A 14,743-nucleotide genomic window follows, 5' to 3' on the forward strand; every position below is an offset into this window, starting at 1 on the left:
TGTCTTCCTCCCCAAGTATATTAAAATTTTGTAAATGTAATTTCTGTCTTCATTTCTTGACCATCTCTAATTATTGTTAAATTTGCCTTATCTCCAATTCTATATTTATATAATACCTTTCTCAGCTGAGTCATGGTTTCAATCTTTTCATCATCTACCTTAGTTATTATATCAAGAGTTTTCAAGTTAGCATCTGCTGCTGGAGAATTTGGTAGTACTTCAACAATCACAACTCCACTATCTACTCTTAGATCTATCCCAAAGTATCTTTCATATTTATTTACTTCTGTACCTTCAAATCCAATATACACATTGCTGAAACTACCCTCTTTAATTACTTCTTCTGCAATTGATTTAACAAGATTTATTGGAATAGCAAAACCTAATCCTTCTCCAGTTTGGATCTTCGCTGTATTTAAACCAATTACCTCACCATAGCTGTTTAAAAGTGGTCCTCCGCTATTTCCAGGATTTATAGATGCGTCAGTTTGTATTAAATCCTCTATTACATTATATTGATCTACCCTAATAGAACGATGGAGTCCTGAGATTACACCTGAAGTTACAGACCTTTGAAAATCAAGGCCCAAAGGATTACCTATTGCAATTGCTAATTGACCTACTTCAAGTAAATCTGAATCTCCCAGATCTGCTACTGGGAGGTCTCTGGCATCTACTTTTACTATTGCCAAGTCAAGTGCTGCGTCATACCATAGAACCTTACCAGGCATTTTATCTCTATTTTCAATAAGTACAGTTATACTCTTTGCCTTACCATCTCCTATAACATGGGAGTTAGTTAAAATATATCCATTTGAGTCAATTATTACCCCAGATCCCACTCCTTCTGCATCTCTTGCCCAAAAGAATTCCCTAATTTCTTGAACTGTAGTTATACCTACTACTGATCCTATTGTCTTTTTAGCCACAGCAGTCACTGTAGAAATATCTTCAGTTGGTGTAATATTAATTTCATTAATAGGTCCCGTTTCCCGTCTTACAAATATTTCTGGCATAGGCAATATTTTACCATATAAATAAGTAGGTGCCACATAGACACTCAAAACTCCACCTATAATAGCTCCTATTAACCCTACTATAAAGTATGAAAAAAAGCCTCTTTTCTTAGGTGGTTTATTATAGCTATAATAGTTATAATCACTCATTTCGATCCCTCCATAATTATAGATTATAAACTTTTGTTACCTTATCTCTATAGGTTAAATCCAATGTAATATCTTTGTTTGTATCTATACCTTGATTTAATAATAAACTTTTTACAGTTTTATGAGCAAGATCTGGAGTATTATTATCTTGGCTCAAATGTCCTAATAAGACTATTTCTCCCTTGCCTGATATAACTTCTCCTAAAACTCTTCCTGCATCATCATTTGATAGGTGTCCTTTTGTACTGAGTATTCTTTGTTTCAATGGCCAAGGATAGCTGCCTTCTTTCAACATAGTTATATCATGATTTGATTCCATCAAATAAAGATTAGAATCTTTAATTTTAGTTTTCATATTATCATTTACCCAACCTGTATCCGTTATAATACTAATTTTAATTTTATTATAAAAAAATATGTACCCAACTGGTTCCAAGGCATCATGGAATATATTAATAGGATAGACCGTAATATCCTTAATATCCAAATATTCCTCAGAAATAAAAACTTTTATATTCTTTTCTTGTATCTTGCCAATCATTCTTTCCATCCCTAGCCAAGTATTTCCATTTGCATATATAGGCAAATCATATCTCCTTGAGAAAACACCTACCCCCTTGACATGGTCTATATGTTCATGAGTCACCAATATTCCATCCAAAGTGCTGGGACATACTCCTATAGATGATAGTAGAGCTTCCATTCTTTTTCCAGAAAATCCTCCATCTATTAATATTCTTGTATTCTTAGTTTCAATATATTGACAGTTCCCAGAGCTTCCACTAGACAAGGAACAAAATTTAATCTCCATAATAGTCTCCCCCATTTTGTATTATCATTCTTATAACCATTCAAAAATTCTCATTTTTAAATATTTATCTTTAATATATTAGTACTTCATTAACAGCCTTTTTTATATTATAATCTATATACATTAAAAAAAGAAGAATTAGAAATTCTTCTTTTGATAGTTATCTATTGTAGTTATCTATTATTACCTTATATCCATCATCAAATAGAACTCTCCAAGCTGGATTAGCTTTTCCTTTTTTAGGATTTTTATATTCTTTCAAATAATCCTGTTCTATAGGGTCAAAGTAATAACATAAGGATATATCTTTTATAGTCTTTCCATATACTTCTTCCATACTTAGCAAGCTAAGAACAGCCTTTGGAGCTGTACTAATATATATGGGCGTCTCACCTTCATCTAAAGCCTTTAACCAAATCCGCTCTAGTTTTTTGACCCCTCTTTTATCTACTTCTACAATAGTATTTGCTCGTTCTACGTATCTACTATTATATATTTTTGAGAATTCTAGACGATAGCTATTATCTTGCTCTTTTGCATAATATAATAACATATCCGAAGTATCATAGTTTTTATCCTGTAAAAATTCTAAAGCAATTGTCTTAGCTTGTTCTTCATTTAAATTTATATATTTTTCTTCTTCATTATTATTTTCATAAGTTAATTTTTTCTTATTTTCAATTAATACATATTCATTATTATATATAATTCCTTTGCTGCCTTGATCTGCTGACTCAATTTTCCCTTCCCCATTGAAATAATTCTTATTTATTTCATATAGATCTAAGATTTCATATTCTACTATTAAAGTATTTAAACTAGGAATTTCCCTAGATATTTCCGTATCTATAAGAATATTTTTATTATTTAGAAGTTTAGTTACATCTTCAATAAATCCCTCTTTTGTTGCTGTTTCTACTTGTCTTCCACTTAAAAATAGAACAACACCCAATAATATATTGGTTATTAAGAATGCAACTATTAAGATGGTTTTTGCCTTTGACCAGTCCATTTAATTCACCATCCGATACTCCTTAATTTTTTTCATATACTAAAGATCCATTATAGATATCAAAGGCATAAAGTCCTTTATTGGTTTTTATAACCCATACACCAATCAGCTCATCTTCTATATCCTTTAGACACGGATCAAAATATGATAAAGTAATGTCTTGTATAAAGGATGAGGATAAAACTTTTTCTTTTATATCTAGATCTTCTTGACTTTCTGAAATGATATTATTTTCTTCTAAGTATTTTTGGACTATAAAATCTATATTCCTGTCTATTACATCAAAAGAAGATAACATCTTGCCCCCCGATGGAATATTATCTACTGGTTTATTTATATCTTTATCTACCGATTTATTCATATCTTTTCTAATAAAATGCTTATAAGATCTTACATGGTCATTGAAGACCTCTATCTGAACAAAATCTACCATTTCATTCCCAAGAATTATAGGTATTCCTCTAACTCTATATCTAAATGTTAAATTATACCCAAAGCTATCATCTATTTTAATTTCCTCTACCTTAGCTAAATACATTCCCTTTTGTACTCCTGCACTTTTAGATATGAATTCAGCCGCAGTGATTAAGCTTTGATATAGATTCCTCTTCTTTACAGCTTGCTCTAAAGGATGAAAATACTCTAAAGTACCATTTACATTTAACTTTAGAACTCTTTGATTATATCGATAGATCGTCGAACCGTTATTCTCACCTATTTCGCCAATATAATCAATACCTATATTTAAAAATTTTTCTGCCAACTTCTCCTTTTCTTTTTCATCCAAATTTCTTATCTCATTTTCTACATATACTGTAGGCAATGGATTTTTCATATCATTATTAGTTACATAAATATCATTATCAAATCTATAATAATCCCTCATTGAATGATAGAAATTATAATTTCCCGATTCTTCTATCATAGAAACTTGTTGTGTAAGACTAGCTACATCAATAGATTCATCATATATAGCTATATGTTTTTCTCCATCAGAAAATACAAAAAAAGAATCACCTTCACCTAGATAAACATAGATACTGTTTATATTAGGTATAGTATCTACAATAAGATTAGGCTCCTTAACATCTAAGGCTTTAGCCAATATATAAGTATTTATTTTATTAGGAAAATAAAAACTTATAGATCTTTTCCCATTATACGTTAGGAACTCATCGTTTGGTAATTCTACAACTTTAACATCTTTTAATCTTAAGATACCATTTAAGATTTTTCTGGAGTTTGTCCATAACCCATGTTTAGAATCATCATAGAAAATGGTGTGATTTTTATCACTAAAATTTACCAAATATTTATTAGGAATTATCATATCTGATAATAAATATGATGTCTTATATGTTTCATTTCTTCTGCTAAATACATCTAGCATTTCATTAGGTAATTCTATCCATAGCCTTTTGGTAAATAACAAACTAATACCTACTAATGATATCAATAGAAAAGTCTTAATCCTTTCTCTCATTTTAACCATCTCCAATATCATAAGTAAGCGTTATTTTGACTTTTGTATTATATCTGTGATTTTTACTTCTTTTGTACTATTTCCAGAATCTGGAGTCTTTAAATATACTATTATTTCAACAGTTGGTACCTCTTCTACACCAAAATCAATAACTATTTTATTAATTCCTGCTACTAATTCAAGTTGCTTATCAAAAAATCCTAGATTGCCTGACTTTACAGTTTCAGAAAGTATTTCTATATAGTCATCTTCAGTAGGTAATGTAAGTAAATCAAAGTTTTTTCTTGTAGTACCATATACCTGAATTACAATAGAAGTTCCTGAAGGAGCTTTCCCATTTATAAAAGCAACCTTATCCTCTGTAGAATAAGCATTTTTTTCAGGATTTATTACTTGATATTTAGATATATCAACTTTTGGCTCAGTTTTGCCTGTTTGGTCTGTTTTAGTTGTTTGTTCTGTTTTGCCTGTTTGTTCTGTTTTGGTTGTCTGTTCTGTCTTAGTTGTCTGGTCTGTTTTGGTTGCGTTAGTTGTATTTGTTGTATTTGTTAATGCTGCTGAATGAACTGTTGAACTAATAGCAAACAAACTAGCACCAATAAATAAACTAGCCAATATCTTCTTCCACATTTCATATCCTCCTTTACTATTTACTTTAATTAGTATTATATAGTAAATATATTACAAAATTGTTACAACATAATTAAGATTGAATTACACTTTTTCATATGGTATTTTTATTTCAACGGTAGTACCCTCTCCGAAACAGCTATCTAAGAGTATTTCACCATTATGAGCCTCTATTATTTGTTTTGCAATGGAGAGCCCAAGCCCAGTACCTCCTGATTCTCTACTTCTACCTTTTTCTACTCTATAAAATCTTTCAAATATCCTTTGTCGATCCTCTTCTGGAATACCTATACCATTATCTTTTACCTTTATACTTATAGTGTCATCCAAGCATCTTGAAGAAATTTGAATTTCTCCTCCATTTTCCGTATATTTTATGGCATTAGAAATTATGTTTAGTATAACCTGCTCTATACCATCCTTATCTATTACAATATTTGGTAAATTCTCTTCAACATCTACTATTATTTTATGATTTTTTTCCTTAAAAGCAAATTCTAATTTTAATAATATTTCCTTTAAAAGTTTTTTTGCAGAAACTTCTTGTTTTTTCCAAGTAGTCTTTTTATAATCTAAGTTTGAAAGCTGCAACAGGTCTTTTACAAGTCTTGCCATCCTATCACATTCATTATCTATTACAGCTAAAAATCTCTGTTCCATTTCCTCATCTATTCCATCATCCATCAATGTTTCTGTATAACTCTTGATTGTTGTAATAGGTGTCTTTAATTCATGAGATACATTTGCCACAAATTCCTTCCTCATATTATCTAGTTTATGCTCATTTGTCATATCTTGAAACACTATTATAAGTCCACCGATATTATTTCTCTCATTTTTAAAGGGAGCATACTTAACCTTATAGACATGTGAATCAATCTCTAGGCTTCTGTCTCCTTCTAGAGTAGTTTCATCATCATAATTAATATCATCAAGGTTTATTAGTTTTAACGGTATTGCTTCTCTAAAAATAGAATAAGGTTCTAAACTTTTTTCTTGAGTCAATTCTAATATTTCTATAGCAATAGGATTTGCATGTATTATATTTCCACTAAGATCTACCGCTATAACACCTTCTGCCATATAGTTAAATATTGTATCTAGCTTAGATCTTTCTAAGTCCATTTCTCGTATTGTATCTTTTAACTTTAATGTCAGATGATTAAACATACTGGCCAGCTGTCCAATTTCATCATCGGATTTTACCTCAACAAACTGTTCGAAGTTTCCCATAGCCATTTCTTCTGCCTTATTAGTCACATCCCTAATAGGCTCAGTAATACTTGAGGCAATTAAATAGCCTAAAAACACTGTAATTATTAAAGCTATCATAGTTGCATTTGTTAATATCTTCTTAGATTCATTTACTGTTACATATACATTTTCAAGATCCGAAACCATATAAATTATGCCTTTGACCTTTCCTACATCTGTCAAAACGGGGTAAGCAATATGATTTGCTACAGTATTTTCATTTGAATCTGGTATATCTTTACTTAACTTTTCTCCATTATAGGCTGCTAATATCAACTCTGAATCCATGTACTTCCCATTTATAAAAGCACTTTCTCCAATAATCCTCTTATTTTTCTTTGATGATGAAGCTATAACAGTAGCAATATCATCATTTTTTATTACATATAAAGTTTCATTGCTCCCAAATCCCCACGCGCTTAAAGTCTCTTGTATATCTTCTTGGACAATCATCCAGTCATCCTCTGCTAATTCAGAGATTGACTCTATTATGGTTTGTATATTCTGCTCCATAGAACTGGTAATATTTGCTATTTGTTGACTTTCTAGTCTTCCAATAATAAATATACCTACTATTACCATGGCAATAAACACTAGTAAAAAATAAACTACAATAAACCTCCACTTTATACTAGCAAACATAGTTAAGCCCTCCTGAAGTAATAGCCTACACCTCTTTTAGTTAAAATATATTTAAAGTCTCCACTATTATCTTCTATTTTTTCTCTTAGCCTTCTAACAGTAACATCCACTGTTCTAATATCTCCATAATACTCATATCCCCATACTTCTTCCAGCAATTGTTCTCTAGAAAACACTTGGTTAGAACTAGAAGCTAAGAATTTAAGTAATTCATACTCTCTAAGTGTAAGCTCTACAATATTTCCATTTTTTTTAACTTCATATTTATTTAAATCTATTATTAAATCCTCTGAAGTGATCATAACACTTGTATCATTTGAGTTAGAAACATTAGAAAAATCAACCCTTCTTAGATTGGCTTTTACTCTTGCAATTAACTCTCTCATACTAAAGGGTTTTGTAATATAGTCATCTGCCCCAAGCTCCAAACCTAATACCTTGTCCACCTCTTCCTCTTTAGCAGTAAGCATTATAACTGGAAATTTATGATACATTCTAATCTCTCTTAGAACTTGAAATCCATCTTTTTTAGGCATCATAACATCTAAAATAACCAAATCTGGAATAACTCTACTAACAGCTTGCACACCTTCTTCGCCATCATAAGCTGTCTCTACACTATAACCTTCTTTTTCTAGGTTAAATTTTATTATATCTGCAATTGCCTTCTCGTCATCAATCACCAATATTTTATTATCCATATTGAATCACTCCAATTAACTATTTACATAATTATTCTTCTCTATTAGATTATCTAATAAAGAATATTCATTGTCAAATAAATATTGTGATTTGGATATTATTCACAATATTTATCTTGAACTTAAACCTATTTTACTGTATAATTATAATATTCGAAGGGGAGTAGCTTAAAAATTGTTAGTCGTCAATACGGATTTTCCCGGCTAACTACCTAGTAATCTTCAGGAAGCAAGACCTTTGGTTAAATTTCAGGATTTAACCAAGGGTCTTTTTTGTTTTATTTTATTTATAAGTGGTATACTAATTAATAAGATTTAGAAGGAAGGGGATATCTTTGAAAGAATGGTACAGAGAAAGTAAAGAAGAGTTGTTGTTGGACTTGGATACCAATATTAATTCTGGATTGACTAAAGATGAAGTGGATCTTAGACTGGAAAAATATGGTCCTAATGATTTGAAGGAAGAGGATAAAAAAAGTTTTCTCTCTAAGGTTATAGCTCAGTTTTCAGATTTTCTTATTTTAATTTTAATAGGGGCTGCAGTCGTTTCATTTGCTGTTGGTGAATCAAAGGATGCTATAGTTATACTAGCCATAGTTATTGTCAATGCATTCTTAGGCATCTATCAAGAAGGCAGGGCTGAAAAAGCTTTAGATGCGCTTAAGAAAATGTCTTCACCTAATGCTAAAGTTATTAGAAACGGTAATTTAGTAACAGTTCCTGCTAATACTTTGGTGCCAGGAGATGTTGTATCCTTAGATGCAGGGGATATTATACCTGCAGACTTAAGACTTGTGGAAAGTTCCAATTTAAAAATTGAGGAAGCCTCCCTAACTGGTGAATCAGTACCAGTGGAAAAAGATAGTAATATAACTTTTGAAGATGAAGTATCTTTAGGTGATAGAAAAAATATGGCCTATATGAGCACTGCAATTACCTATGGTAGAGGAAAAGGTATTGTTGTAGGCACAGGTCATGATACAGAAATTGGAAAAATAGCTACTATGATTCAATCCTTTGAAGATGAAGTGACTCCTCTACAAAAACAATTAAATCAATTAGGGAAAGTACTAGGTCTTACTACAATATTTATTTGTATCGCTGTCTTCGGTATGGGACTTCTTCAGGGCAGAGAGGTTTTAGAAATGTTTATGGTTGCAATAAGTTTAGCAGTAGCAGCTATACCTGAGGGTCTGCCTGCAATTGTAACTATCGTATTAGCTATTGGTATGAACAGAATGGTTAAACGACATGCTATTGTAAAAAAACTTTTAGCAGTTGAAACCTTGGGTTCTACTACAATCATTTGTTCTGATAAAACTGGTACATTAACTCAAAATGAAATGACGGTAGTTAAAGTATTTACAGATGGGAAAATAATAGATGTAACTGGTGGAGGTTATGAGCCAACTGGAGATTTTAAGTTAGAAGGAGAAAATATAAAAGTAGAAGATATAGGTGATTTGCAAACACTCCTCTCCATATCTGCATTAGCTAATGATGCTGACTTAGAAAAAACATCTGATGGATATAAAGTTATTGGAGATCCTACAGAGGGTGCTCTAGTCACCTTGGCTGGTAAAGGTAATATTAATAAACATACAATTAATAATGAGTTTCCTCGAATAGAAGAGATACCTTTTGATTCAGATAGAAAAATGATGACCACATTTCATAAAGATTATATACCTAATAAAATTGTTTCCTTTACTAAAGGAGCTCCAGATATAATTATTAATAGATGTAATCGTATTAGTATAAATGGCAAGGTTATGGATCTTGATGATAATATGAAAGAAGAAGTATTAAAAGTAAATAGCTATTTTTCAAAAGATGCTTTAAGGGTTTTAGCCTTTGCCTATAAAGAATATAATGAATTACCAAAAGACATCTCCCCTGATTTAAATGAAGTAGATATGACCCTTATAGGATTGGTAGGTATGATAGACCCTGCAAGGCCAGAGGCCAAAGATGCTATAGCTAAATGTAAGGAAGCAGGTATACAGACTGTTATGATTACAGGAGATTATAAGGAAACTGCTTTCGCCATAGCAAAAGAACTTGGAATGGCAGAATCTATAGATGAAGCTATGATGGGAGAAGAATTGAATAAGATTTCCGATGAAGAACTAAGAGAAGTAGTAAAAGATGTAAAAGTCTATGCTCGAGTTTCACCAGAACATAAGGTAAGAATAGTAAGTGCACTAAAAGCTAATGGTGAGATAACTGCTATGACTGGCGATGGAGTAAATGATGCGCTAGCTCTAAAGAGAGCCGATATTGGTGTATCAATGGGTATTACTGGTACAGATGTAGCTAAAAATACTGCAGAATTAATTTTAACTGATGATAATTTTGCATCTATTGTATCTGCAGTAGAAGAAGGTAGAATAATATATAGTAATATTAAGAAATTTGTTTTCTTCTTACTATCCTGCAACATAGGAGAGATATTTTTAGTCTTTACTAGTATATTGTTAAATTTACCAGTGCCTTTATTACCAATCCAACTACTATGGTTAAATTTAGTTACTGATAGTTTCCCTGCACTAGCCTTAGGAGTTGAAAAAGGTGATCCCGATATTATGAAGGTTTCTCCTAGAAACCCTAATGAACCTATTCTTACTAGAAACATGCTAGTAGGAATATTACTACAGAGTTTAGCGGTTGGAGGAGCAGCTTTGCTCGCTTATAGATGGGGACTTTCTACCTATGCAGACAATATAGATAAAGCAAGAACTATAACTTTTACAGCTTTAATAACAGCAGAATTATTAAGGGCTTACTCTAGTAGGTCTCAGAGATATACTTTATTTAAAATAGGATTTTTTACAAATAAAACCTTAGTATATGGAACTCTATTCTCATTTATTTTATTACTTGGAGTCCTATATATACCATTTATGCAACCAATATTTAATACCTTCTCTCTTGGCGTAAGGGACTGGGCTGCAATTTTAGAATATGCCTTTATTCCTTTAATCGTAGGTGAAGTTAGTAAATTATTTATTAAAAGATAGAAAAATCCCTATGATATGATACCTCCTAAGTAGACAACGTAATTACTTAAAATTACTCACTCTACTTAAGGAGGTTTTTTCATGGAAAGTTGTACAAAGTCTAGTAAAGAAGTTAAAATAGAGCATGTGAAAAGTATCGACATGACGAGAATAACTTTATAATATATAAAAAATTTCTATTTAATCTTAGTATAAACTTTATCTAAATAAATTTTATAAAAGACTTCCATAATGTATTAATTTAAAATTAAAGTCTTCTATTCTTTTTGACACATTTTATTTTTTTGCAGCATAGAATAGACCAAGGAAGGTGGTAATAGTGAAAAAAATAATTAATACTAAACTTTGCCCTATTCTAAGTGCAAAAATAATGTCTCAATCTATGGAAGATGTACCTGTAATCGTACAATTTAATAATAGTGGATCAAATCTAAAAAAGAATATCAATAATTTATCCAATAGAATCAAGACTAACTTACCTCTAATAGATGGATTTGCTGGGCTTATGTCTACTGAAACCATATATCGGATTGTAAATAGTCCAGAGGTAGATTACATCAGTTTTGACTCAAAGGTATACACGCTATTAGATATTGCAACTCCTACTATGGATGCATACTTTCCTCATGATAAAGGCTATGAAGGTAAAGGCATTACAGTAGCTGTAATCGATACAGGTGTAGCTCCTCATTATGATTTGACTAGACCTACTAATAGAATCGTTGGGTTTAAAGATATGATAAGTGGTAAAGAAATTCCATATGATGATAATGGTCATGGTACTCATGTAGCTGGAATTATTGCAGGAAATGGATTGTCCTCTAATGGAAAATATATGGGAGTAGCTCCTAAAGCCAATATATTGGGAATCAAAGCTTTAGATGAATATGGTGGAGGAAGCACTTCTGATATAATTGCAGCTATATCATATGTAGTAGAAACTAAGGACAAATATAATACAAAAATAATAAATATCTCTTTAGGTACTCCTGCAAATAACTCATGTGATAAAGATCCTTTATGTAAAGCTGTTGATATGGCTGTAAAAGCAGGATTAATAGTAATTGCTGCTGCAGGTAATAGTGGCCCTAAAGAAGGTACTATATTATCTCCAGGTATTAGTAGAAATGTTATAACTGTTGGAGCTGTTGATGATAAAAGAACTATAGATCCATCTGATGATACCATTGCTCCATTCTCTAGTCGTGGTCCAACTATAGAAGGTCTAATGAAGCCTGATATAGTAGCTCCTGGAGTAAATATAAAATCTTTATCTAATACTAAATTAGATAGCTACGCTTCTCTAAGTGGTACATCTATGGCTACACCTTTAGTTTCAGGCTCCGTGGCACTTTTGTTAAATAAACATGGAAATCTTTCACCACAAGAAATAAGGGATAGGGTTACAACATCTTGTATAGATTTAAAAGAATCAAAAGAAAATCAAGGAGCGGGTATGCTGAACCTTAAAATGTTATTTGGAGATACAATAAATAAAATAGAAAATAATCAACAAGTCAATTCAATATTTGGTGAAGGTGAAATCTTTGAGAGTATATTAATATTATTAATAATCGTTTTCCTATTAGACTCTAGATTCTAAAATAAATAGAGGAAGCCTTCGCTTCCTCTATTTTAAATAATTACTTGGATTATAATTTTTTCCATTTTTTAAGACTTCAAAATGAAGATGTGAGCCTGTAGATCTACCAGTGTTTCCCACATTAGCTATATGTTGACCCTTATATACTTTATCTCCTACTTTTACCAATATCTTACTACAATGAGCATATCTGGTCTTAAAGCCATTTCCATGATCAATTTCAACTAAATTACCAAAAGCACCTCTATATCCTGCATATACTACTTTACCTCCATCAGCAGCATTTATAGATGTACCTGTTTTTGCTGCAATATCAAGACCTCTATGCATCCTTCCATTTCTCATGCCATATCTAGAAGAAATAGTTCCCCTAGTAGGTACTGAAAATGCACCTGTTGCAACTGTTTTAGGAGGTTCTTTAGTACCTTTAATTATAACTTCTGTAGTAGGACTTTGAAGTATCTCTTCTTTCACAATCTCTTTCTCTACTAAAATACCATTATGTTTTACTTCATTTGCTACAACTTTTCTTTCACCATTAGCACCAGCTACCTTGGTTTTTTTCTCAGTTTTATACATCTTATCATTATATTCAAATTCTGTTTCATACTTTATTTTTTCATTATATTCTACTTCTGCCACTGTAGCTACTGTAAGAACAGGTTTTGGTACAACTAGTTTTACCTCATCGCCTATTTGTATCTTTTCTGGATTCTTATCTGGATTAGCAGATATTAAGTCATCGACAGATAAGTTATATATCTTCGCTATAGTCCAAAAACTTTCTCCTACTTCAACTGTATGAGTTTTTATCTCCTCTGAACTTGTCAATAAATAATTGTATAAATCTTCTACATTGCCGATTTTATACAATGGCATCTCTTTTTTAGCTATTTCTACATTTTCAACTATCTTTATTTCTTTTATATTAGTATCTTCTTTGTTACTCTCTTCATAGGGCTGCTTTATTCTATTAATTACATCTTCAATTTCTTCTTTAGTCTTTAATGCCCCTACTTCCATATCATTGACTTTAAGTACATATCCATATACTAAAAAACTAATCTTTGACTTAATTTCTTTTTTCAATTCATCACTAGATGTTATTAGATCGTCTTTAGCTTTTACTTCCTCAAATTTAATATCCTTATCTAAAACTATATCTATATTATATGTACCTGCTAATTCTTTTTCTAGATTATCCATTATAGATAAAACTTCTTCTTGCTGCCTAATAGTACCTACTTTATCCTCACCAAGATAAACATCGAATGCTCTCAATCTAATTTGACTAGCCTTATATCCTGTAATACTTAAAGCTATTATAGATATAATCATTAATCCAGTTAGAACCATTTTCATATGTATGCTTTTAAAATTTATATTTTTAATTTGAATTTTCTTACCGCAATCAATAATTTTATTTATTTTTTTTCTTATATACTCTAAACTCATTCTTATATGATTGGGATTTTCCATATTGTACCCTCCTAGTCCAAGACTATCTAAATCACATTTGTAATCTGTTTGTAATCATTCTGTAACAATTATATCACAGATTATTTTTTTTTCAACTCTTTAGCATGTCTAATTAGTCTTATTATATTCTATTTGCCATAGTTTATACATCTACTAATATTCTAGTCATTTCAACGTATTTCTATATCAATTATTATGTTATAAAAATTATATTAAAAATATTAAAATTTCTTAATATTTTTTTATTCTTATCAGTAAAAGTATTTATATTTATTTTAAGGTAATACTTCTAATATCCTTTTATCTTTAATACAAATAAATAATAAGAGAAATAGGAGGGTATAATGAACATATTTATAAAAAATAACTACATAGACTCATCTTCGCCTTTTGCTTTATCTAGATTTTCAAATCTAGTTTTCAAGTATTTGTCCGAAGAACATGAAAGAAACAGAGATTTAGTCATACTTTGTATTGGAACGGATAGATCTACAGGAGATTCCCTAGGTCCCCTAGTGGGGCATAAACTATCCCCAATAATAAAAAACTTTAAAGATGTGAGTCTAATAGGCACTTTAGAGTATCCTATTCATGCTCAAAATCTGGAGGAAAATCTTGATAAGATAAATGAAAACCATAGAAACCCTTTTATAATTGCTGTAGATTCTTCTCTCGGTAGGCAAGATCGTATAGGCTATCTATCAATTAAAAACTCTCCCTTGAGACCAGGAGCTGGTGTCAATAAAGTATTGCCTGCCGTAGGAGATATAGCAATTACTGGAATTGTAAATATTGGTGGAATGATGGAATTTATGGTATTACAAAATACTCGATTATCTTTAGTAATGAATATGGCTGATATTATATCAAAAAGTATTTATTTATCACTTTCTAGATTATATAGTGATAAGGATGAAAGTTATATATTAGAAAAGTAGCCTT

Annotated in this window: 11 protein-coding genes; 3 read left to right on the plus strand and 8 right to left on the minus strand. The window is 30.8% G+C overall.

Annotated features, from left to right (window positions below):
- Positions 1–20: 20 nt before the first annotated feature.
- From htrA to yycF, 7 genes are all read right to left on the minus strand, one after another.
- Positions 21–1,166 carry a serine protease HtrA gene (gene htrA, locus KQI38_RS04955; protein ID WP_216556533.1) on the minus strand — a complete coding sequence of 382 codons (1,146 nt, stop codon included), beginning with the start codon at positions 1,164–1,166 and terminating at the stop codon, positions 21–23.
- A 16-nt stretch (positions 1,167–1,182) separates the two neighbouring features.
- Positions 1,183–1,977 carry an MBL fold metallo-hydrolase gene (locus KQI38_RS04960; RefSeq protein ID WP_216556535.1) on the minus strand — a complete coding sequence of 265 codons (795 nt, stop codon included), beginning with the start codon at positions 1,975–1,977 and terminating at the stop codon, positions 1,183–1,185.
- A 160-nt stretch (positions 1,978–2,137) separates the two neighbouring features.
- Positions 2,138–2,989, minus strand: coding sequence for a YcdB/YcdC domain-containing protein (locus tag KQI38_RS04965; protein ID WP_216556537.1), 852 nt, complete (start codon positions 2,987–2,989; stop codon positions 2,138–2,140).
- Between the two features lie 22 nt (positions 2,990–3,011).
- Positions 3,012–4,472 carry a two-component system activity regulator YycH gene (gene yycH, locus KQI38_RS04970; RefSeq protein ID WP_216556539.1) on the minus strand — a complete coding sequence of 487 codons (1,461 nt, stop codon included), beginning with the start codon at positions 4,470–4,472 and terminating at the stop codon, positions 3,012–3,014.
- 30 nt (positions 4,473–4,502) lie between these two features.
- Positions 4,503–5,102 carry a hypothetical protein gene (locus KQI38_RS04975; protein ID WP_216556541.1) on the minus strand — a complete coding sequence of 200 codons (600 nt, stop codon included), beginning with the start codon at positions 5,100–5,102 and terminating at the stop codon, positions 4,503–4,505.
- Between the two features lie 84 nt (positions 5,103–5,186).
- Complete coding sequence (locus KQI38_RS04980; protein WP_216556543.1) at positions 5,187–6,998, minus strand: sensor histidine kinase; 1,812 nt, start codon at positions 6,996–6,998, stop codon at positions 5,187–5,189.
- A gap of 2 nt (positions 6,999–7,000) precedes the next feature.
- Entirely contained in the window at positions 7,001–7,699 is a 699-nt protein-coding gene (gene yycF / locus KQI38_RS04985) for a response regulator YycF (protein ID WP_216556545.1), read from the minus strand.
- Positions 7,700–8,034: 335 nt separating this feature from the next.
- Here yycF and KQI38_RS04990 point away from each other — a divergent pair, with 335 nt between their 5' ends.
- Entirely contained in the window at positions 8,035–10,719 is a 2,685-nt protein-coding gene (locus KQI38_RS04990) for a calcium-transporting P-type ATPase, PMR1-type (protein ID WP_216556547.1), read from the plus strand.
- Between the two features lie 319 nt (positions 10,720–11,038).
- Positions 11,039–12,322 (plus strand): S8 family peptidase, encoded by a 1,284-nt coding sequence (locus KQI38_RS04995; RefSeq protein WP_216556550.1) that lies wholly within the window; start codon positions 11,039–11,041, stop codon positions 12,320–12,322.
- Between the two features lie 27 nt (positions 12,323–12,349).
- On the opposite strand, the gene KQI38_RS05000 is transcribed toward KQI38_RS04995, so the two are convergent.
- Positions 12,350–13,801 (minus strand): LysM peptidoglycan-binding domain-containing M23 family metallopeptidase, encoded by a 1,452-nt coding sequence (locus KQI38_RS05000; RefSeq protein ID WP_216556552.1) that lies wholly within the window; start codon positions 13,799–13,801, stop codon positions 12,350–12,352.
- 344 nt (positions 13,802–14,145) lie between these two features.
- Between KQI38_RS05000 and yyaC the strand changes: the two genes are divergently transcribed.
- Positions 14,146–14,739: a spore protease YyaC gene (yyaC, locus tag KQI38_RS05005; RefSeq protein ID WP_216556554.1), complete on the plus strand. Its 594-nt coding sequence runs from the start codon at positions 14,146–14,148 to the stop codon at positions 14,737–14,739.
- The last annotated feature ends 4 nt before the right edge of the window (positions 14,740–14,743 follow it).

It is taken from the genome of Tissierella carlieri (assembly GCF_018917285.1).
GTDB classification, from domain to species: Bacteria; Bacillota; Clostridia; order Tissierellales; family Tissierellaceae; genus Tissierella; species Tissierella carlieri.

What these genes read in the sequence shown, in the direction of transcription:
- yyaC (WP_216556554.1), top strand. Translation starts at nt 14,146, where the DNA reads ATGAACATATTTATAAAAAATAACTACATAGACTCATCTTCGCCTTTT.
- yycH (WP_216556539.1), bottom strand. Translation starts at nt 4,472, where the DNA reads ATGAGAGAAAGGATTAAGACTTTTCTATTGATATCATTAGTAGGTATT.
- KQI38_RS04975 (WP_216556541.1), bottom strand. Translation starts at nt 5,102, where the DNA reads ATGTGGAAGAAGATATTGGCTAGTTTATTTATTGGTGCTAGTTTGTTT.
- yycF (WP_216556545.1), bottom strand. Translation starts at nt 7,699, where the DNA reads ATGGATAATAAAATATTGGTGATTGATGACGAGAAGGCAATTGCAGAT.
- KQI38_RS04965 (WP_216556537.1), bottom strand. Translation starts at nt 2,989, where the DNA reads ATGGACTGGTCAAAGGCAAAAACCATCTTAATAGTTGCATTCTTAATA.
- KQI38_RS04980 (WP_216556543.1), bottom strand. Translation starts at nt 6,998, where the DNA reads ATGTTTGCTAGTATAAAGTGGAGGTTTATTGTAGTTTATTTTTTACTA.
- htrA (WP_216556533.1), bottom strand. Translation starts at nt 1,166, where the DNA reads ATGAGTGATTATAACTATTATAGCTATAATAAACCACCTAAGAAAAGA.
- KQI38_RS05000 (WP_216556552.1), bottom strand. Translation starts at nt 13,801, where the DNA reads ATGGAAAATCCCAATCATATAAGAATGAGTTTAGAGTATATAAGAAAA.
- KQI38_RS04960 (WP_216556535.1), bottom strand. Translation starts at nt 1,977, where the DNA reads ATGGAGATTAAATTTTGTTCCTTGTCTAGTGGAAGCTCTGGGAACTGT.